The following is an 18858-nucleotide window of genomic DNA, read 5'->3' on the forward strand; positions in this document are numbered from 1 at the left end:
AAGGCCAGGGCGTTCAAGTGACTCAATAAGCTGTGGGCTACCACTGTTTAAAGGGTCTTCCCATGCCAGATTCAGCGACTGCCAGTGAGCCTGGGGGCTCACCGCTACATTCCAATGCCTTCAATTTCAGCGGGTTTCTCAGCGGAGGGGTCGATCCGCGTACCGGCACTTACACCTCCTCGCTCACACTGGGCGAGCTCAGGTCCAACTTTTTGCAGGGGCCGAGCCTGCCGGTCAGGCTGTTCTTCAACCCGACCCAGGTGCATGACGGCGGATTCGGCAAGGGCTGGTCCCTGGCGCTGACCCGCTACGAGGTGTCCCGTGGCTTCTTGACCCTGGCAGGAGGCGAACGTTACCAGGCGAAGCAGACACCTTCGGGGCTCATCCTCGACGAACTCAAACTGAAGACTTTCAAGGTTCTCTGTCCGAAATCTGGGCGCTTTGATGTCGTGCACAAAAGCGGGTTGATCGAAGAGCTTGAGGTCTACGCCGGCAGTGGGCTGGCGGTGCCGAAAAGAATCGTGTCGGCCAACGGCGCGGCGATCCTGTTCGATTACCAGTCGATGGGCGATCAGCCGACGCTGTCTGCCGTGCGTGACGCCAGTCGAACCTTGTTGAGCATCGAGCGAACGCCTGGCCAGGTGACATTGACGTTGTACCCAGGCAGCGAGTGCGCCGCGCCCTTCACGCTGAAACACTCCGGCGAGCGGGTGAATGCCGTGCAGCTACCCGACGGCAGTGCCTGGACGTTGCACAGCGAGGCCATCGGCGGTGCCGAATGCCTGACAGAGGTCATCTCGCCCCTGGGCGCGCGCGAGCAGATCCGCTACGAAGCGGCGGGCCATCGGCTTCCCCGTGGTGCGCCGCAGACGACGATTCCGCATGTCACCGCCCATACGGTTTTTCCTGGCCTGCAACCGGCCATCACGACCCACTACCGATACTCGTCGAGCAACTTTCTCGGGTACGACGACAGTGATGTCCATTGGTCGCGCAACGGCGACAGCTTGTACCAGAAGAGCCCGGACTACCGGTATTCCTCGGTGGAAATGCTGATGGAGGGGGCCAAGGTGCATCGCTCCATCAAGCGCACCTACAATCAATACCATTTGCTGATCTCGCAAGTGACCCGCTGCAATCAGAGCGTGGTGTCGAGAACGGTCGATTATCACCTTGAGCCGGGCAAACCGTTCACCGGGCAACCCGCACAATTTCGATTGCCCAGGGTGCAGACGCTGCGCTATGAAAACCGCCAGACCAAGGCTTTTCGCGAAGAAGTGACAACGACCCTGTTCGATGCCTGGGGCAACCTGCTCAAGCACGTCGCGGCGAACGGAGTGGTGACGGTCTCGACGTTCTACCCGGCCAGCGGTGCCGAGGGTTGTCCGGCCGACCCGCTGGGGTTCGTGCGCTTTGAGAAAAGCCGAACCGTACGGGCAGCAGCGGATCTTGCCCAGGCCGCGACGACGCAATTGCAATTTTGCTACCGGCAAACCGGCGAGAGCGGCAAGCCTGGCTGCGATGTCGTGCTGTCGCAGCAACGCTTTCATGAGCACACACCGGCGGGTGAAGTCCTGCGGTTGCAGACTGATCTTGAATACACCGAAATGGTCGCGGACCCGCAGGCCTACACCGTGCTGCACAAATACACGGTGCGCCAGGGCGGGCAGTCGTGTGCGACGCATTTCGAATACCTGCCTGATGACACCACGTTGCAGGTGCAAACGATCCAGCTGGGGTTCGACGATACCCGCCGGGAATCGAGCGTGAGCGCGTCGATCATCAATGGCTTGAAGCGCTCGGAGCAGAACGAGGATCAGGGGCGCGTCGATTTCACGTACGACCGGCTGGGGCGAGAATCGAGCCGAACCGTTGCAGCCGGCAGCGAGTTCGAAAGCCGCAACAGCTCGCGCTTTAAACGGGAGACGAAGGGGGCCCGGACCCTGCTGACGAAACTGCACACCGACGCCAATGGCCTGCGCAGCAGCACGCGTTATGACGGGCTTGGCCGGGTCATCGAGGTCGAAGAGCAGGACCCGGAGCAGGAAGGCGACGTGGTGTTTCGCGAAGTCTATGCCGCGAAGTACGACGTGCTCGGGCAAATGACCGGGGAAAAAAAGATCGACTGGTGGCACGGGCAGCGCCAGGTGTTCAATACGGTCTACACCTTTGATGACTGGGGGCAGGTCAGCAGTACGTTGCACCCCGACGGTCGTCGCGAGCGCCGCGACTTCGATCCGATCCTGCGCAAGGAAACGACCTGGCTGGAGGGCATGGGCAAAACCGTCACGGTTTACAACGCGTTTGGTAAACCTGACAGCATCGAGCGCTTCGATACCTCGAACAACAGCCACGGCGCACAGCGGTATGCCTATGATGGCCTGGGCCGCTGCGTCGAGCAGACCGACCCGATGGGTAATCGCACCACCCATGCCTATGACGTATTCGATCGTCTCACCCTCAGCACGTTACCCGACGGCACTGCGGTGCAGACCACCTACGCCGGGCACTCCCGGGAATCCCTGCCGGTCGGTATCACGGTGGCTGGCCATTCGCTGGGGAGACAGGTGTTCGATGGGCTGGGGCGCTTGACCCTGAGCGTCGTCGGTGGCCGTACCAGCCGGACGGGGTATGAAGCCGGTTGCAGCCAGCCTGCCTGGAAGCAAAGGCCCGCTGGCGAGCGCGTCGAATACCGCTACGAAGCCCGGTTGGGTGGGGTCGTCACGCAACGCCAGGCTGCCGGGTTGCTCGCCAGCTACGAATATCACCCACGGCTGGGCGAACTGACCCGGTGTGTCGAGATGGGCCGAGAAACCCGATTGACCTACGACCGGGCCGGGCGCCTCAAAAGTGAGACTTCCCTGGTCGGCGAAGACCGTAAAAGTGTTTTTTACAGCTATTCCCTGGGCGGTCGCTTGCTACGTTTCATCGACGTGCTGGGTGAGCCGCACACGACCAGGTATGACGATGCAGGTCGTGCGCAGTCATTTGCACATCGGGCGCTGAACGCGACTTTTTCCTACAACACATTGAGTCAACTGGTGACAATCGAGGCCCGCGCCACGCAGGGGCAAGGCTCGATGTCCACGCGTCTGGCCTACGATGATTTCGGGCGTGAGGTGTCGCGAACCTTCCAGTTCGGCGATGGCGTGACTCAGGTCTTGTCCTCGGCCTACACCCAGGCGGACAAACTGGCGCGAAAGACTCTGCGGCATGAGCAGGCGGTGTTGCGCGACGAGCAGTTCACCTACGACTCGCGTGGTCGTCTCAGCCTGTATCAATGCGCGGGCACTCAACGGCCGCGTGATGCCCAGGGCAGGGAGATCATCCGGCAAGCCTACGTGTTCGATGCCCTCGACAACATCCTCACCCTGGAAACCCGCTTCCCCGGTGGCAGCAACCTCACGACTTTCGAGTACAGCGCGACCGACCCGAGCCGATTGACTGCGATCCGTAACAGCCACAAGGACTACCCGGCGCCTGTGACGCTGCAATACGACGACAATGGACATCTGGTCGAGGATGAACAGGGGCGGCGACTTTCCTACGATGCGTTGGGGCGCCTGGTTCGGGTGGCCGGCACGGACAAGCAGGTCATACGCGACTTCCACTACGATGCCCGGGATCAACTGGTGGAGCTGGCCCAGCCGTCAGGGAAGGCCACCCGGCGCTATTATCGAAACGCTCGGCAAAGCAATGATCTCTGTGGTTCCAACAGCCGCACGTCGTTGGCTTCTGCCGGTGTTCTGCTCGGGCAGGAACGCCGAGGCGCCGATGCCGGGACAGGCCTGCTGGGTGTCGATCAGCAGCGTAGCGTGCTGAGCGAGACGTCGGGTACGCAACGTTCGCCTTTTGCCTACAGTCCCTATGGCCATCGGGCGGTGCAAGCCGCTTCGTTCAGCATGCCGGGATTCAGTGGCGAGTTGCTCGATCCGCTGAGCGGTTTGTATCTGTCGGGTAACGGTTATCGGGCTTACAGCCCGACCCTGATGCGTTTCCTCAGCCCCGACAACCTGAGCCCGTTCGGTGCAGGTGGTTTGAATCCCTACGCATACTGCGCAGGCGACCCGATCAATCGGGTCGATCCGACCGGGCATTTCTGGGGCGCGATCCTGAGCGGCGTGGTTTCGTTCCTCGGCATTGCGGCGAGTGTTTTGACATTGGGTGTCGCGACGCCGCTGGCGATGGTCGGGCTGGCCATGGGGGTCGTTTCCGGTGTGGCTGCAGCTACCGCCTCGGTGTTGCGAGCGTTTGACGCGGAGTCGGAGGCGGCGGATGTCTTCGACTGGATCAGTCTCGCAGGGGGTGTGGCCTCGTTATCGACGGGCCTGGGCGCGCTCGGCAAGGCCACCGTGCATTGCGGCCGTCGGCTCGGCCAGGCCTTTTCGAAGGGGTTGAGCCCCAAACGCGCGCCCTCGGCATCGGGTATCGGTACAAAAACTGCGAATGCCGGCAGCGCGGCCAGCGAAGGCTTCAAGGGCAATGGGCCGTGGAAAATCAAACTGGCCGACCCGAAAAGCATCTCGAAACAACTGAGGCGTGCGCAGCAACACGAGTACGACCAATTCAAGAACGCGATCTACCACAAGGGGGTGGACCCGGCCGAAGCGGTTCGGCACATGGGCGACCCCAACCCCAAATTCCTGCAGCACCACTCGAAGGCCTGGAAGGACTTTCAGGGCAACCGGGTCAACCGGGTCGATATGTGGGAGGCGCGGCTCGGTGGCAAGGACCGCGTGACGTACCTGGTCGATGACACCGACAAGCTGGTCACCGTGCTACAGGTGGGTGGCCACACCTGAGCGATTCAGGAGGCAGAATGCTGGCGCAGCGCCCATTCCACGTGTTCCCTGACCATTTCCGACGGGTAGTCCTGCCGCGCCTTCAGCGCTTCCAACACCTGGATCGTTGAAGGCGCATTGCCCAGGCCCACGGCCAGGTTGCGCAACCAGCGCTCGTACCCTGCCCGGCGCAGTGGCGAGCCTTCGGTACTGCTGAGGAATTTATCCTCGTCCCACAGGAACAGTTCGGCCAGCTCGGCGTTGTCCAGGTTGTGCCGTGGCTTGAAGTCGCCTTCACCGGACGGCTTGGCGAAGCGGTTCCACGGGCAGACGATCTGGCAGTCATCGCAGCCGAACACGCGGTTGCCGATCAACGGCCGCAGTTCTTCGGGGATGGCGTTTTTCAACTCGATGGTCAGGTAGGAGATGCAACGCCGGGCGTCCAGTATGTAGGGGCCGACAAAGGCGTTGGTCGGGCAGATGTCGAGGCAGGCGGTGCATTTGCCGCAATGGTCGCTGGCGTGCGGCGGATCGACCGGCAACGGCAGGTCGACGAACAATTCGCTGAGAAAGAAGTAACTGCCGGCCTTGCGATTCAAGACCAGGGTATTTTTGCCGATCCAGCCTAGACCGGCCTGCTGGGCAATGGCTTTTTCCAGCACCGGTGCACTGTCGACGAACGCGCGGTAGCCGAACGGGCCGATCACGCCTTGAATTTTTTCCGCCAGTTGTTGCACGCGTTTACGGATCAATTTGTGGTAATCGCGGCCCAAGGCATAACGGGACACGTAGGCTTTTTCCGGTTGGGCCAGGCGTTTGGCCATTTCGGTGTCGCCCGGCAGGTAGTCCATGCGCAGGGAAACCACCCGAAGTGTGCCGGGCACCAGCTCGTCGGGGTGCGAGCGTTTGCTGCCGTGGGCGCCCATGTAGTCCATCTCGCCGTGGTAGCCCGCTTCGAGCCAGCGCTCCAGGTGCTGCTCATGCTCGGCGAGGTCCAGGCCGCTGATGCCGACTTGCTGGAAGCCCAGCTCACGGCCCCAGTCCTTGATGGATTGGGCGAGGGCGGGCAGGTCTGTGGGAATGGCGGACATGAGGCAAGAGAAACCGGAGCTGAGGTGCGTATAATTCTGCCAGACATCGGAGTCCAAAGACGCATGCCGCACACTAAAGATGATTTACCCGACGCGCTGTACGGCGCTGCGCAGGTGCGCGCCATGGATGCGCGGCTGATTGCGGCCGGCACGCCGGGCTTCGAGCTGATGCAGCGTGCCGCGTATGCCACCTGGCGGGCGTTGGTCCGGCGCTGGCCGAACGCGAGTGAACTGACGGTGATCGCCGGTCACGGCAACAATGCCGGTGATGGCTACCTGGTCGCAGTGCTGGCCCGGCGGGGCGGTTGGACCGTGCGCGTGCTGGCCGCCGGTGACCCCCAACGTTTGCAGGGCGATGCGGCCCAGGCCTGCGCCGAAGCACGGGGTGAAGGCGTAGACATCCAGGCCTGGAGCGCAAACGCGCAGTTGCGCGGCATCGTCCTCGACGCGTTGCTCGGCACGGGGCTGACCGGCGAAGTGCGCGAACCCTACGCGAGCGCCATCGCCGCGATCAACGCCAGCCATCTGCCGGTGGTGGCAGTGGATATTCCCTCGGGGCTGTGCGCCGATACCGGGCGGGTGCTCGGCGTGGCCGTTCGGGCAGACCTGACCGTGACGTTCATCGGTTTGAAGTTGGGGCTGTTCACCGGCGATGCGGCGGATGTGATCGGCGAGGTGGTGTTCAATGACCTGCAAGCGTCGCCCGCGGCATTCGACGGCATCGCATCCCTTGCGCTGCGCCTGACGGCCGCTAATCTGCCGCGCCTGGCGGCTCGCGCGCCGACGGCCCACAAAGGCCGGTTTGGCCACGTGCTGTTGATTGGTGGCGATCGCGGTTTTGGTGGGGCCATCCTGCTCAGCGCGCAAAGTGCACTGCGCAGTGGCGCGGGCATGGTGTCGCTGGCCACCCGCGGCGAACATGTGCCGGCGGCCCTGGCCCGGCTCCCGGAAGTCATGGTCCTGGGCACTTCGTCGGCCAATCAGTTGATGGGATTACTGCAAAAGGTTTCTGTACTGGTGGTCGGGCCCGGCTTGGGGCAGTCTTCCTGGGGGCGCAGCCTACTGTCGGCGGCGGCTGATGCGGCGTTGCCGCAGGTGTGGGATGCCGATGCGCTGAATCTGCTGGCAGCAGGGCAGGTGAAGCTGCCGGCTGGCTGTGTGATCACCCCGCATCCGGGCGAGGCGGCACGCTTGCTCGGGATCAGTACCGCCCAGGTTCAGGCCGACCGGCCAGGCGCCGCCCAGGCATTGAGCAAAAAATATACAGCGGTTGTGGTGCTCAAGGGCGCCGGCAGCCTGATCGCCAGCCCCGACGGGCGTCTGGCGGTGTGTCATCAGGGCCACCCGGCCATGGCCACCGCCGGTCTGGGCGATGTGCTGGCCGGCTTGCTCGGCGCGCTGCTGGCGCAAGGCATGGGCGCATTCGACGCCGCCTGTCTCGGTGTCTGGCTGCATGCCAACGCGGGGGCGCAACAAGGTAATTCGGGCCGTGGGCTGGCGGCCAGTGATCTGATCCCAGCCATTCGTCAGTTGTTGGAGGAGCAAGCACCGTGTCTGAAGTAACCCTGTACCTGGCTGATGAGCAAGCGATGACCGCGTTTGGTGCGCGTATCGCGACGACCACCGGAGGGCACGGTCTGATTTTTCTCGAGGGGGATCTGGGGGCCGGCAAAACCACGTTGTCCCGGGGCATCATCCGCGGCCTGGGCCATGTTGGCGCGGTAAAAAGCCCGACCTTCACTCTGGTCGAGCCCTACGAAATCGGTGACATTCGTGCCTTCCATTTCGACCTTTATCGCCTGGTTGATCCGGAAGAGCTGGAGTACCTGGGCATCCGCGATTACTTCGAAGACGATGCCCTGTGCCTGATCGAATGGCCCCAGAAGGGTGCAGGCTTTTTGCCAAAGCCTGACCTGACCATTACCATTAGCCCGCAAGGCAGTGGGCGTTCGCTGAAAATTTTGTCCCAGGGCTCGCGTGGCGAGTCGTGGTGTGCCGCTTTGGCATTGGAATCCAATTAAATGATGGGGTCAGGTATGCGCTTTCGCGCGATGGTAGCTGCCGTTGGGATGTTGTTTTTGGCGGTGACCGTCAACGCTGTGGCCGACACCAAGGTCAACAGCGTTCGTCTGTGGCGGGCGCCGGACAACACACGGCTGGTGTTCGACCTCAGCGGCCCGGTGCAGCACAGCGTTTTCACCCTGACGGCCCCGGACCGACTGGTGATCGACATCAATGGCGCCTCCCTGGGCGCGCCGCTGAATGTCTCCACCGCCAACACCCCGATCACCGCCATGCGCTCGGCCCAACGCACGCCGACCGACCTGCGGGTGGTCATCGACCTGAAAAAGGTCGTCACACCGAAGAGTTTCACCCTGGCGCCAAACGCCCAGTACGGCAACCGCCTGGTAGTCGATCTGTTCGACAACCCGGCCGACGCCGCGCCGATTCCTGCGCCGACCAACGTCGCCACCGTCGCACCGGTCCCGGTCACGCCGGTCGATCCTCCGGTGAAACTGCCGCCAGCGCCTGCCGGCAAACGCGACATCATCGTGGTCATTGATGCTGGCCACGGTGGCGAAGACCCGGGCGCCTCGGGTTCGCGCGGGCAGCGTGAGAAAGACGTGGTGCTGTCCATCGCCCGTGAACTGCAACGCCAGGTCAACGGCATGAAAGGCTTCCGTGCCGAACTGACCCGGACCGGCGACTACTTCATCCCATTGCGTGGGCGTACCGAAATCGCCCGCAAGAAGGGCGCGGACCTGTTCGTGTCGATCCACGCCGACGCCGCGCCTTCCACGGCGGCCTTTGGTGCCTCGGTGTTCGCCCTGTCCGATCGTGGCGCCACTTCCGAAACCGCACGCTGGCTGGCCGACAGTGAAAACCGTTCCGACCTGATCGGCGGGGCCGGCAACGTCAGCCTCGACGACAAGGACCGCATGCTCGCTGGCGTGTTGCTCGACTTGTCGATGACCGCCTCGCTGACCTCCAGCCTGAACGTCGGCCAGAAGGTCTTGAGCAACATCGGTCGCGTCACCCCGCTGCACAAGCAGCGCGTGGAGCAGGCTGGGTTCATGGTGCTCAAGTCGCCGGACATCCCGTCGATCCTCGTGGAAACCGGGTTCATCTCCAACGCCAACGAAGCGTCCAAGCTCGCCGCGTCCAGCCATCAGCAGGCCCTGGCGCGCTCGATCAGCAGTGGCGTGCGTCAGTTCTTCCAGCAAAACCCGCCGCCAGGTACCTACATCGCCTGGCTGCGTGATTCCGGCAAGATTGCCCAGGGCCCTCGGGATCACCGGGTCAACCCCGGCGAAACCCTGGCGATGATTGCCGTGCGCTATCAGGTGTCGCCGGCGACCCTGCGCAGTGCCAACAACCTGAAGACCGACGAGCTGAAAGTCGGTCAGACCCTGACCATTCCCGGCACTGAACTGGCGTCCAAAGAATGAATGAGGTCGTGACCAACAGCGCTCGCATCGAGCTGCTCAGCCCTCGACTGGCCAACCAGATTGCCGCCGGCGAAGTGGTCGAGCGCCCGGCTTCGGTGATCAAGGAGTTGCTGGAAAACAGCCTCGACTCCGGTGCCAAACGCATTGATGTCGATGTCGAACTGGGCGGGATCAAGCTGTTGCGGGTGCGTGACGATGGCCGCGGTATCGCTGCCGACGACCTGCCGCTGGCCTTGGCCCGACACGCCACCAGCAAGATCCGCAACCTGGAAGACCTCGAACAGGTCATGAGCCTGGGCTTTCGTGGTGAGGCGCTGGCGTCGATCAGCTCCGTGTCGCGCCTGACCCTGACGTCCCGGACCCGCGATGCCGAGCAGGCGTGGCAGGTGGAGACCGAGGGTCGGGAAATGTCGCCCCGTGTCCAGCCTGCTGCTCACCCGGTGGGTACGTCGGTGGAAGTGCGCGACCTGTTCTTCAACACCCCGGCGCGCCGCAAGTTTCTCAAGACCGAAAAGACCGAATTCGATCACCTGCAGGAAGTGATCAGGCGTCTGGCCCTGGCGCGCTTCGACGTGGCGTTTCATTTGCGCCACAACGGCAAGACCATCCTCAGCCTGCACGAAGCCCGTGACGATGCAGCCCGCGCCCGGCGCGTGGCGGCCATTTGCGGCCCGGGTTTCCTGGAGCAGGCGCTGCCGATCGAAATCGAGCGCAATGGCCTTCACCTGTGGGGCTGGGTAGGGCTGCCGACCTTCAACCGCAGCCAGGCCGACTTGCAGTACTTCTTCGTCAACGGTCGGGCGGTGCGTGACAAACTGGTCGCCCACGCCGTGCGTCAGGCCTATCGTGACGTGCTGTTCAATGGCCGGCACCCGACCTTCGTGCTGTTTTTCGAAGTCGACCCCACTGGCGTCGATGTCAACGTGCACCCGACCAAACACGAGGTGCGCTTTCGCGAAGGACGCATGGTCCACGATTTCCTCTACGGCACCTTGCACCGCGCCCTGGGCGATGTGCGTCCGGATGATCACCTGGCGGCGCCCGTGGCCACGGCCATCGTCCGGCCGACAGGTCTTGATGCTGGCGAATTCGGGCCCCAGGGCGAAATGCGCCTGGCCGCCAATGCCCTGCTGGAGCAGCCCCAGGCCCAGCCGTCCTTCAGCACGGCGGGTTCAAGCGCTGGCGCCGGTTATCAGTATCAGTACACCCCGCGCCCGCAATCGGCGCTGCCGGCGGCAGAAGCCCAGGCGGCGTACCGTGAATTCTTCGCCCCGCTGCCGGAGGCCAATGCCGCCGCGCTTCCCGCCGGGCAGGGCGATATCCCGCCGCTGGGGTACGCGCTGGCGCAACTCAAGGGCATCTACATCCTTTCCGAGAACGCCCAGGGCCTGGTGCTGGTGGACATGCACGCCGCCCATGAGCGGATCATGTACGAACGCCTCAAGGTCGCCATGGCCAGCGAGGGCTTGAGTGGCCAGCCGCTGCTGGTGCCGGAAACCCTGGCACTGAGCCAGCGCGAAGCCGATTGCGCCGAAGAGCATGTGGCCTGGTTCCAGCGCCTGGGCTTCGAATTGCAGCGCCTGGGCCCGGAAACCCTGGCCATCCGCCAGATCCCGGCCCTGCTCAAGCAGGCCGAAGCCAACCGGCTGGTCAGCGATGTACTGGCGGACCTGATGGAGTACGGCACCAGCGACCGCATTCAGGCCCACCTGAACGAATTGCTCGGCACCATGGCCTGCCACGGTGCCGTGCGGGCGAATCGGCGGTTGGCCCTGCCGGAAATGAACGGCCTGCTGCGTGACATGGAAAACACCGAGCGCAGCGGTCAATGCAACCATGGCCGACCGACCTGGACCCAACTGGGCCTGGACGATCTGGACAAACTGTTCCTGCGCGGTCGTTGATGAGCCAGCTCCCACCTGCGATTTTCCTGATGGGCCCGACCGCAGCGGGCAAGACCGATCTGGCCATCGAGCTGACCAAGGTGCTGCCCTGCGAGCTGATCAGTGTCGATTCGGCGCTGGTCTATCGCGGCATGGACATCGGCACCGCCAAGCCCTCGAAAGAGATCCTGGCCGAGTTTCCACACCGTTTGATTGATATTCTCGACCCCGCCGAGAGCTATTCGGCCGCGGATTTCCGCCGTGACGCGCTCGAAGCCATGGCCGATATCACGGCGCGAGGCAAGATTCCGCTGCTGGTGGGCGGCACGATGCTTTATTACAAGGCGTTGCTCGAAGGCCTGGCGGACATGCCGGCGGCCGATCCGCAGGTGCGCGCGCAGATCGAGGAAGAGGCTGCACGCCTTGGCTGGCAAGCCCTGCACGAGCAATTGGCGAGTATCGACCCAGAGTCCGCTGCACGTATTCATCCGAACGATCCTCAGCGCCTCAGTCGCGCATTGGAAGTTTATCGCGTCAGTGGTCAGAGCATGACCGAGCTTCGACTGCAACAAAGTACGCAAAGTACTGAAGCAGCCGCGTCGGGACGGCAACAATTGCCCTATACTGTCGCGAACTTGGCCATTGCTCCGGCAAATCGCCAGGTACTGCACGAACGAATTAAACAAAGATTCACTTTGATGTTGGAACAGGGATTCATAGACGAGGTCGTAGCCCTGCGTGAACGAAGTGACCTGCATGCCGGGTTGCCGTCGATACGTGCGGTCGGTTACCGACAAGTCTGGGACTACCTGGATGGCAAGCTGACAAAGGCCGAAATGCAGGAGCGTGGGATCATAGCCACGCGCCAATTGGCCAAACGTCAGTTCACCTGGTTGCGCAGTTGGGCTGATTTACACTGGCTGGACAGCCTTGATTGCGACAATCTGCCGCGCGCCTTGAAATACCTTGGGGCCATCTCCATATTGAGCTGAGTCTTTGCAATTGCCGTCTATCCTTGGGGGTGTGACGGTCACAAGCCAACTGTTTACCTATTTTTTATATTGAATCCTTAAAGGAGTGCGACACATGTCAAAAGGGCATTCGCTACAAGACCCTTACTTGAATACTTTACGTAAAGAGAAAGTTGGGGTGTCCATCTACCTGGTCAACGGGATCAAACTGCAAGGCACGATCGAGTCGTTCGACCAGTTCGTTATCCTGCTGAAAAACACCGTCAGCCAGATGGTCTACAAGCACGCTATCTCGACAGTGGTACCGGTTCGTCCGATTCGTCTGCCTAGCGCAACCGAATCCGACTCGGGTGACGCTGAGCCAGGTAACGCCTGATAGGAGTCTCCTTTGTTCTTTGAGCGCCACGGTGGTGGGGAGCGAGCCATTCTCGTTCACTTGGATGGTCAGGACCCTGAGGCGCGCGAAGATCCGCAGGAGTTTCAGGAGTTGGCAGCATCGGCGGGTGCCGAGACCGCGGCGTTTTTCAACGTGCCGCGCAATCGGCCAACCGCCAAATACCTGATTGGCAGCGGCAAGGTCGAGGAGTTGCGCGACCTGGTCAAAGCCGAGCAGGTAGAACTGGTTATTTTCAATCACATCCTCACGCCCAGTCAGGAACGTAACCTCGAACGTGTTTTCGAGTGTCGCGTGATCGACCGCACGGGTCTGATTCTCGATATCTTCGCCCAACGCGCCCGTACCCATGAAGGCAAGCTCCAGGTCGAACTGGCCCAGCTTGAGCACATGAGCACGCGGCTGGTTCGTGGCTGGACTCACCTTGAGCGGCAGAAGGGCGGTATCGGCCTGCGCGGTCCGGGTGAAACCCAGCTGGAAACCGACCGACGCCTGTTGCGGGTTCGCCTGCGGCAGATCAAGGGGCGCCTGGAAAAGGTTCGCAGCCAGCGCGAGCAGTCTCGTCGCGGGCGCAAGCGCGCGGAAATCCCGACGGTTTCACTGGTGGGCTATACCAACGCCGGCAAATCGACGCTGTTCAACGCGGTGACCGATTCCGAGGTGTTTGCCGCCGACCAGCTGTTCGCCACCCTCGACCCGACGTTGCGCCGCCTCGAGCTCGACGACCTCGGGCCGATCGTGCTGGCCGATACCGTGGGGTTCATTCGCCACCTGCCGCACAAACTGGTCGAGGCATTTCGGGCTACGCTCGAAGAGTCGAGCAACTCCGACCTGTTGCTGCACGTGATCGACGCCCACGAGCCCGACCGCATGGCCCAGATCGAACAGGTCATGGTGGTGCTCGGCGAGATCGGGGCGCAGGACTTGCCGATCCTCGAGGTATACAACAAACTCGATTTGCTCGAGGGCGTGGAGCCGCAGATCCAGCGCGATGCCGACGGCAAGCCGCAGCGGGTCTGGCTGTCGGCCAAAGACGGCAGCGGCCTGGAACTGCTCAAGCAGGCCGTGGCCGAACTTCTCGGCGAGGATTTGTTCGTCGGCACCTTGCGCTTGCCGCAACGTTTTGCTCGACTGCGTGCGCAGTTTTTTGAAGTCGGTGCTGTACAGAAAGAAGAGCATGACGAAGAAGGCATCTGCCTGCTGGCCGTTCGTTTGCCACGAATCGAGTTGAATCGACTGGTGAGCCGCGAGGGAATGCAGCCGATGGAATTCATCGAGCAACACACTTTGCAATAAAAGCCTGAGAAAGCGGTTGTGCCGCAGGGACAGGCATTCTGTAGCATTGGTCGGCGCGCCGTGGGTGCGTCTTTGCTTTATCAGATGGAGAGCGCTATGGCTTGGAATGAGCCGGGTGGCAACTCGAATAATCAGGATCCTTGGGGTGGCAAGCGCCGCAATAACGGCGACCGCAAGGGGCCACCAGATCTCGACGAGGCCTTCCGAAAGCTGCAGGAAAGCCTGAACGGGTTGTTCGGTGGTGGTAAGAAACGTGGGGATGACGGCGGTGGTCCGGGCAAGAGTGGCGGCTTTGGCGGCATACTCGGCATCGGCCTGGTCGTGCTGGCGGCTGTCTGGCTGTACAGCGCGGTCTATGTCGTCGACGAGCAGGAGCAGGCCGTGGTGCTGCGCTTCGGCAAGTACTACGAAACGGTCGGTCCGGGCCTGAATATCTATTTCCCGCCGATCGACAAGAAGTACATGGAAAACGTCACGCGTGAGCGTGCGTATACCAAGCAGGGCCAGATGCTGACCGAAGACGAGAACATCGTCGAAGTGCCGCTGACCGTGCAGTACAAGATCAGCAACCTGCAGGATTTCGTGCTGAGCGTCGACCAGCCGGAAATCAGCCTGCAGCACGCGACCGACAGCGCCCTGCGCCATGTGGTGGGTTCCACCGCGATGGACCAGGTGCTCACCGAAGGTCGTGAGCAGATGGCTACCGACATCAAGGAGCGCCTGCAACGCTTCATGGATACCTATCGCACCGGTATCACCGTTACCCAGGTCAACGTACAGAGCGCAGCGGCACCGCGTGAAGTACAGGAAGCCTTTGATGACGTGATCCGTGCCCGTGAAGACGAGCAGCGTTCGCGCAACCAGGCGGAAACCTATGCCAACGGCGTCGTGCCGGAAGCCCGTGGTCAGGCCCAGCGCATTCTTGAAGACGCCAACGGCTACCGTGACGAAACCGTCTCGCGCGCCAAGGGTGAGGCCGATCGCTTCACCAAGCTGGTGGCCGAGTACCGCAAGGCACCTGAGGTCACCCGTCAGCGCCTGTACCTGGACACCATGCAGGAAGTCTTCAGCAGCACCAGCAAGGTACTCGTGACCGGCAACAAGAACGGCCAGAGCAACCTGCTCTACCTGCCGCTGGACAAAATGATCGACAGCAGTGGTCGTAGCACCAGCACGCCGATGAACAGCGCAGCAGCCACCAGCAATGAAGCGAATGCCCGTGCCGCAGCTGATCTGCAGCAACAGCAGGCACGTACCAGGGAGAGTCGCTGATGAGCAATAAATCGCTGATCGCCCTTATTGTCGGCGTCGTCGTGGCGATCGCTGCCTGGAACTGCTTCTACATCGTGGCTCAGACCGAGCGTGCGGTGTTGCTGCAGTTCGGACGCGTGGTCCAGGCCGATGTCCAGCCTGGCCTCCATGTGAAGGTGCCTTACGTCAACCAGGTGCGTAAATTCGACGCTCGCCTGATGACGCTGGATGCGCCGACACAGCGCTTCCTGACCCTGGAAAAGAAAGCCGTAATGGTCGATGCCTACGCCAAGTGGCGAGTGAAGGACGCCGAGCGTTTCTACACCGCGACTTCCGGCCTCAAGCAGATCGCCGACGAGCGTCTGTCCCGTCGTCTGGAATCGGGCCTGCGTGACCAGTTCGGTAAGCGCACCCTGCACGAAGTGGTGTCGGGTGAACGTGATGCGCTGATGGCGGACATCACTTCTTCGCTGAACAGGATGGCCGAGAAAGAACTGGGTATCGAAGTGGTCGACGTTCGCGTCAAGACCATCGACCTGCCCAAGGAAGTGAACCGTAGCGTGTTCGAACGTATGAGCACCGAGCGTGAGCGTGAAGCTCGCGAGCACCGCGCCAAGGGTAACGAGCTGGCCGAAGGCATCCGTGCCGACGCCGACCGTCAACGCCGCGTGCTGCTGGCTGAAGCCTATCGTGAATCGGAAGAGATTCGCGGTGACGGCGATGCCCAGGCCGCTGCGATCTACTCCAAGGCCTACGGCCAGGACCAGGAGTTCTACGCGTTCTACCGTAGCCTGCGTGCCTACCGTGAAAGCTTCGCTAACAAATCCGACGTCATGGTCCTCGACCCAAGCAGCGACTTCTTCCACTACCTGGAAAAAGCCAAGCCTTGATACGACGTTGACCAAAATCTCCCCCGCCGGGCGGCTAAAACCTCTGGCGGGGTGATCCTTTGGTAAAACGTGTGTATGATGCGGCAGCCGGGAAATTCCCGGCTTTTTTGCGTCTGCACGTTTGATTGCTGTTTTTATGCAGGCCCGAGCCCACAGGCTCGACATGGTTTTATGAGGAAAGTGCTTGGCGAAGCCTGTTATGGGCTTTTCGCTTCGTCGCTCTTGCGCGTGTTTTTCGCAGGGCCAGGCATTTTCTGCTTCACTCAAGGCTCGCCCCAAGGCTTGCCGCCCGGATGATAGGGGAATGGCGTAATGGCAACGGTAGACCGCTGGCTGCTGCCAGATGGCATCGAAGAAGTACTGCCACCAGAGGCGGCGCGCATAGAAGTTGCGCGTCGCCAGGTGTTGGATCTGTTCCAGAGCTGGGGTTACGAGTTCGTCGTGACTCCCCATATCGAGTACCTGGAATCCCTGCTGACCGGCGCGGGCCAGGACCTGGATCTGCGTACCTTCAAGGTCATCGACCCGCAGTCGGGTCGGCAGATGGGTTTCCGGGCGGACATCACGCCGCAGGTGGCGCGCATTGATGCGCACACCTTGCGTCGCGAAGGCCCTAATCGTCTGTGCTATGCCGGCAGTGTGTTGCACGCCCAACCTCGCGCCTTGTCATCCTCGCGCAGCCCGATCCAATTGGGTGCCGAGTTGTACGGCGACGCCAGCCCGAGCAGTGACGTCGAAGTCATCAGCCTGATGCTGGCCATGCTGCAACTGGCCGATGTGCCGGATGTGCACATGGACCTGGGGCATGTCGGCATCTACCGTGGCCTGGCCCGTGCGGCCGGTTTGTCCGGTGAAGTCGAGCAGCAGTTGTTCGATGCGTTGCAACGTAAGGCCATCGACGAGGTCATTACCTTGACCGAGGGTCTGCCGGCAGAACTGTCGGGCATGCTGCGTGCGCTGGTCGACCTGTGTGGCGGCCGTGAAGTGCTGATAGCGGCTCGCGAGCGCCTGGCCAAGGCGCCAGCGCCAGTACTGGCGGCACTGGACGACTTGCTGGCGATTGCCGAGCGTCTGTCCAGCCGTTTCCCGGAGCTGCCACTGTACTTCGACCTGGGCGAGTTGCGCGGCTACCACTACCACACCGGTGTGGTGTTCGCCGTATTCGTGCCGGGTGTGGGTCAGTCCATCGCCCAGGGCGGTCGTTACGACGACATCGGCGCCGACTTCGGTCGTGCCCGTCCGGCCACCGGCTTCTCCACCGATTTGAAAACCCTGGTGACCCTGGGGCGTGCTGAGATCGAGCTACCGTCTGGCGGTATCTGGATGCCTGACAGTACGGATGCGGCACTCTGGCAGCAGGTTTGCCAGTTGCGCAGTGAGGGTCAGCGTGTTGTCCAGGCCTTGCCTGGGCAGCCTTTGGCCGCCGCCCGTGATGCGGACTGCGACCGGCAATTGATCCAGCAGAACGGGCTTTGGCAAGTATCGCCACTGGCTTCTTGAGTTTTCCTGCCGGCCGCCGCCGGCACCAAGTTTGCGCGAATGAGGACAAGTGTTATGGGTAAGAATGTCGTAGTCCTGGGCACCCAATGGGGTGATGAGGGCAAAGGCAAGATCGTTGATCTGCTGACCGAACATGCTGCCGCCGTAGTGCGCTACCAAGGTGGCCACAACGCGGGCCACACCCTGGTGATCGACGGTGAAAAAACCGTCCTGCACCTGATCCCGTCGGGCATCCTGCGCGAAGGCGTAGAGTGCCTGATCGGCAACGGCGTGGTGGTTGCACCTGACGCCCTGATGCGGGAAATCAACAAGCTGGAAGAGAAAGGCGTACCGGTGCGCGAGCGCCTGCGCATCAGCCCTTCCTGCCCGCTGATCCTGTCCTACCACGTGGCACTGGACCAGGCTCGTGAAAAAGCCCGTGGCGAGCACAAGATCGGTACCACCGGTCGCGGTATCGGCCCGGCGTACGAAGACAAAGTAGCCCGTCGTGGCCTGCGCATCGGTGACCTGTTCCACCGCGAGCGTTTCGCTGCCAAGCTGGGTGAGTTGCTGGACTACCACAACTTCGTCCTGGTCAATTACTACAAAGAGCCGGCCATCGACTTCCAGAAAACCCTGGACGAGTGCATGGAATACGCCGAGCTGCTCAAGCCGATGATGCTCGACGTCACCGCCGAGCTGCACGAGCTGCGTCGCGCTGGCAAGGACATCATGTTCGAAGGTGCCCAGGGCTCCCTGCTGGACATCGACCACGGTACCTACCCGTACGTCACCAGCTCCAACACCACCGCTGGCGGCATCGCCACCGGTTCGGGTGTGGGTCCGCGTTTCATCGACTACATCCTGGGTATCACCAAGGCCTACACCACTCGCGTCGGTTCCGGTCCGTTCCCGACCGAACTGTTCGATGACATCGGTGCATTCCTGGCCAAGCGTGGCCACGAGTTCGGTGCGACCACCGGCCGTGCCCGTCGTTGCGGCTGGTTCGATGCCGTCATCCTGCGTCGCGCCATCGACGTCAACAGCATCTCGGGCCTGTGCCTGACCAAGCTGGACGTACTGGATGGCCTGGAAACCATCAACATCTGCGTTGGCTACAAGAACCAGGATGGTGCAGTGATCGACGCACCGACCGACGCCGACAGCTACATCGGCCTGGAGCCGGTGTACGAGCAGATGCCAGGCTGGAGCGAGTCGACCCTCGGCGCCAAGACCCTGGAAGAGCTGCCGCAGGCCGCTCGCGACTACATCAAGCGCATCGAAGAGTTGGTCGGCGCGCCGATCGACATTATTTCGACGGGCCCGGATCGCAACGAAACCATCGTTCTGCGTCATCCGTTCGCTTAATAAGT

The 18858-nt window shown here is 62.1% G+C and carries 13 protein-coding genes; 12 read left to right on the top strand and 1 reads right to left on the bottom strand.

Going from position 1 to position 18858, the window contains the following annotated elements; translation table 11 throughout:
- Positions 1-62: 62 nt before the first annotated feature.
- Positions 63-4802: an RHS repeat domain-containing protein gene (locus ABVN20_RS16360; protein WP_368556746.1), complete on the top strand. Its 4740-nt coding sequence runs from the start codon at positions 63-65 to the stop codon at positions 4800-4802.
- A gap of 5 nt (positions 4803-4807) precedes the next feature.
- On the opposite strand, the gene queG is transcribed toward ABVN20_RS16360, so the two are convergent.
- On the bottom strand, positions 4808-5872 hold the full coding sequence (gene queG / locus ABVN20_RS16365; RefSeq protein ID WP_368556747.1) for a tRNA epoxyqueuosine(34) reductase QueG: 1065 nt from the start codon (positions 5870-5872) through the stop codon (positions 4808-4810).
- A 63-nt stretch (positions 5873-5935) separates the two neighbouring features.
- Between queG and ABVN20_RS16370 the strand changes: the two genes are divergently transcribed.
- The 11 genes from ABVN20_RS16370 (at position 5936) to ABVN20_RS16420 (ending at position 18853) form a co-directional block, all read left to right on the top strand.
- Complete coding sequence (locus tag ABVN20_RS16370; RefSeq protein ID WP_368556748.1) at positions 5936-7435, top strand: NAD(P)H-hydrate dehydratase; 1500 nt, start codon at positions 5936-5938, stop codon at positions 7433-7435.
- Complete coding sequence (gene tsaE, locus ABVN20_RS16375; protein ID WP_368556749.1) at positions 7423-7893, top strand: tRNA (adenosine(37)-N6)-threonylcarbamoyltransferase complex ATPase subunit type 1 TsaE; 471 nt, start codon at positions 7423-7425, stop codon at positions 7891-7893. Before ABVN20_RS16370 ends, tsaE begins: the two co-directional genes overlap by 13 nt.
- The gene (locus ABVN20_RS16380) at positions 7894-9321 is read left to right on the top strand and encodes an N-acetylmuramoyl-L-alanine amidase (protein WP_368556750.1); all 1428 of its coding nucleotides are present in this window, start codon (positions 7894-7896) and stop codon (positions 9319-9321) included. It begins immediately after the preceding gene.
- An 8-nt stretch (positions 9322-9329) separates the two neighbouring features.
- Positions 9330-11225: a DNA mismatch repair endonuclease MutL gene (gene mutL, locus ABVN20_RS16385; protein ID WP_368556751.1), complete on the top strand. Its 1896-nt coding sequence runs from the start codon at positions 9330-9332 to the stop codon at positions 11223-11225.
- The gene (gene miaA, locus ABVN20_RS16390) at positions 11225-12196 is read left to right on the top strand and encodes a tRNA (adenosine(37)-N6)-dimethylallyltransferase MiaA (protein WP_368556752.1); all 972 of its coding nucleotides are present in this window, start codon (positions 11225-11227) and stop codon (positions 12194-12196) included. Before mutL ends, miaA begins: the two co-directional genes overlap by 1 nt.
- A 94-nt stretch (positions 12197-12290) precedes the next feature.
- Positions 12291-12551 carry an RNA chaperone Hfq gene (gene hfq, locus ABVN20_RS16395; protein WP_192307707.1) on the top strand — a complete coding sequence of 87 codons (261 nt, stop codon included), beginning with the start codon at positions 12291-12293 and terminating at the stop codon, positions 12549-12551.
- 12 nt (positions 12552-12563) lie between these two features.
- The gene (gene hflX, locus ABVN20_RS16400) at positions 12564-13865 is read left to right on the top strand and encodes a ribosome rescue GTPase HflX (protein ID WP_368556753.1); all 1302 of its coding nucleotides are present in this window, start codon (positions 12564-12566) and stop codon (positions 13863-13865) included.
- A 96-nt stretch (positions 13866-13961) separates the two neighbouring features.
- Positions 13962-15137, top strand: a complete 1176-nt coding sequence (gene hflK, locus ABVN20_RS16405; protein WP_368556754.1) for an FtsH protease activity modulator HflK — start codon at positions 13962-13964, stop codon at positions 15135-15137.
- A complete protein-coding gene (gene hflC, locus ABVN20_RS16410; protein ID WP_368556755.1) occupies positions 15137-16006 on the top strand; it encodes a protease modulator HflC in 870 nt (289 codons plus the stop codon). Before hflK ends, hflC begins: the two co-directional genes overlap by 1 nt.
- A gap of 312 nt (positions 16007-16318) precedes the next feature.
- The gene (locus ABVN20_RS16415) at positions 16319-17506 is read left to right on the top strand and encodes an ATP phosphoribosyltransferase regulatory subunit (RefSeq protein ID WP_368556757.1); all 1188 of its coding nucleotides are present in this window, start codon (positions 16319-16321) and stop codon (positions 17504-17506) included.
- 54 nt (positions 17507-17560) lie between these two features.
- The gene (locus ABVN20_RS16420; RefSeq protein WP_368556758.1) at positions 17561-18853 is read left to right on the top strand and encodes an adenylosuccinate synthase; all 1293 of its coding nucleotides are present in this window, start codon (positions 17561-17563) and stop codon (positions 18851-18853) included.
- Positions 18854-18858: the final 5 nt, after the last annotated feature.

The organism is Pseudomonas sp. MYb118 (assembly GCF_040947875.1).
Lineage (GTDB): Bacteria > Pseudomonadota > Gammaproteobacteria > Pseudomonadales > Pseudomonadaceae > Aquipseudomonas.

What these genes read in the sequence shown, in the direction of transcription:
- hflK (WP_368556754.1), top strand. Translation starts at nt 13,962, where the DNA reads ATGGCTTGGAATGAGCCGGGTGGCAACTCGAATAATCAGGATCCTTGG.
- hflC (WP_368556755.1), top strand. Translation starts at nt 15,137, where the DNA reads ATGAGCAATAAATCGCTGATCGCCCTTATTGTCGGCGTCGTCGTGGCG.
- ABVN20_RS16370 (WP_368556748.1), top strand. Translation starts at nt 5,936, where the DNA reads ATGCCGCACACTAAAGATGATTTACCCGACGCGCTGTACGGCGCTGCG.
- ABVN20_RS16420 (WP_368556758.1), top strand. Translation starts at nt 17,561, where the DNA reads ATGGGTAAGAATGTCGTAGTCCTGGGCACCCAATGGGGTGATGAGGGC.
- ABVN20_RS16415 (WP_368556757.1), top strand. Translation starts at nt 16,319, where the DNA reads ATGGCAACGGTAGACCGCTGGCTGCTGCCAGATGGCATCGAAGAAGTA.
- hfq (WP_192307707.1), top strand. Translation starts at nt 12,291, where the DNA reads ATGTCAAAAGGGCATTCGCTACAAGACCCTTACTTGAATACTTTACGT.
- ABVN20_RS16380 (WP_368556750.1), top strand. Translation starts at nt 7,894, where the DNA reads ATGATGGGGTCAGGTATGCGCTTTCGCGCGATGGTAGCTGCCGTTGGG.
- ABVN20_RS16360 (WP_368556746.1), top strand. Translation starts at nt 63, where the DNA reads ATGCCAGATTCAGCGACTGCCAGTGAGCCTGGGGGCTCACCGCTACAT.
- miaA (WP_368556752.1), top strand. Translation starts at nt 11,225, where the DNA reads ATGAGCCAGCTCCCACCTGCGATTTTCCTGATGGGCCCGACCGCAGCG.
- queG (WP_368556747.1), bottom strand. Translation starts at nt 5,872, where the DNA reads ATGTCCGCCATTCCCACAGACCTGCCCGCCCTCGCCCAATCCATCAAG.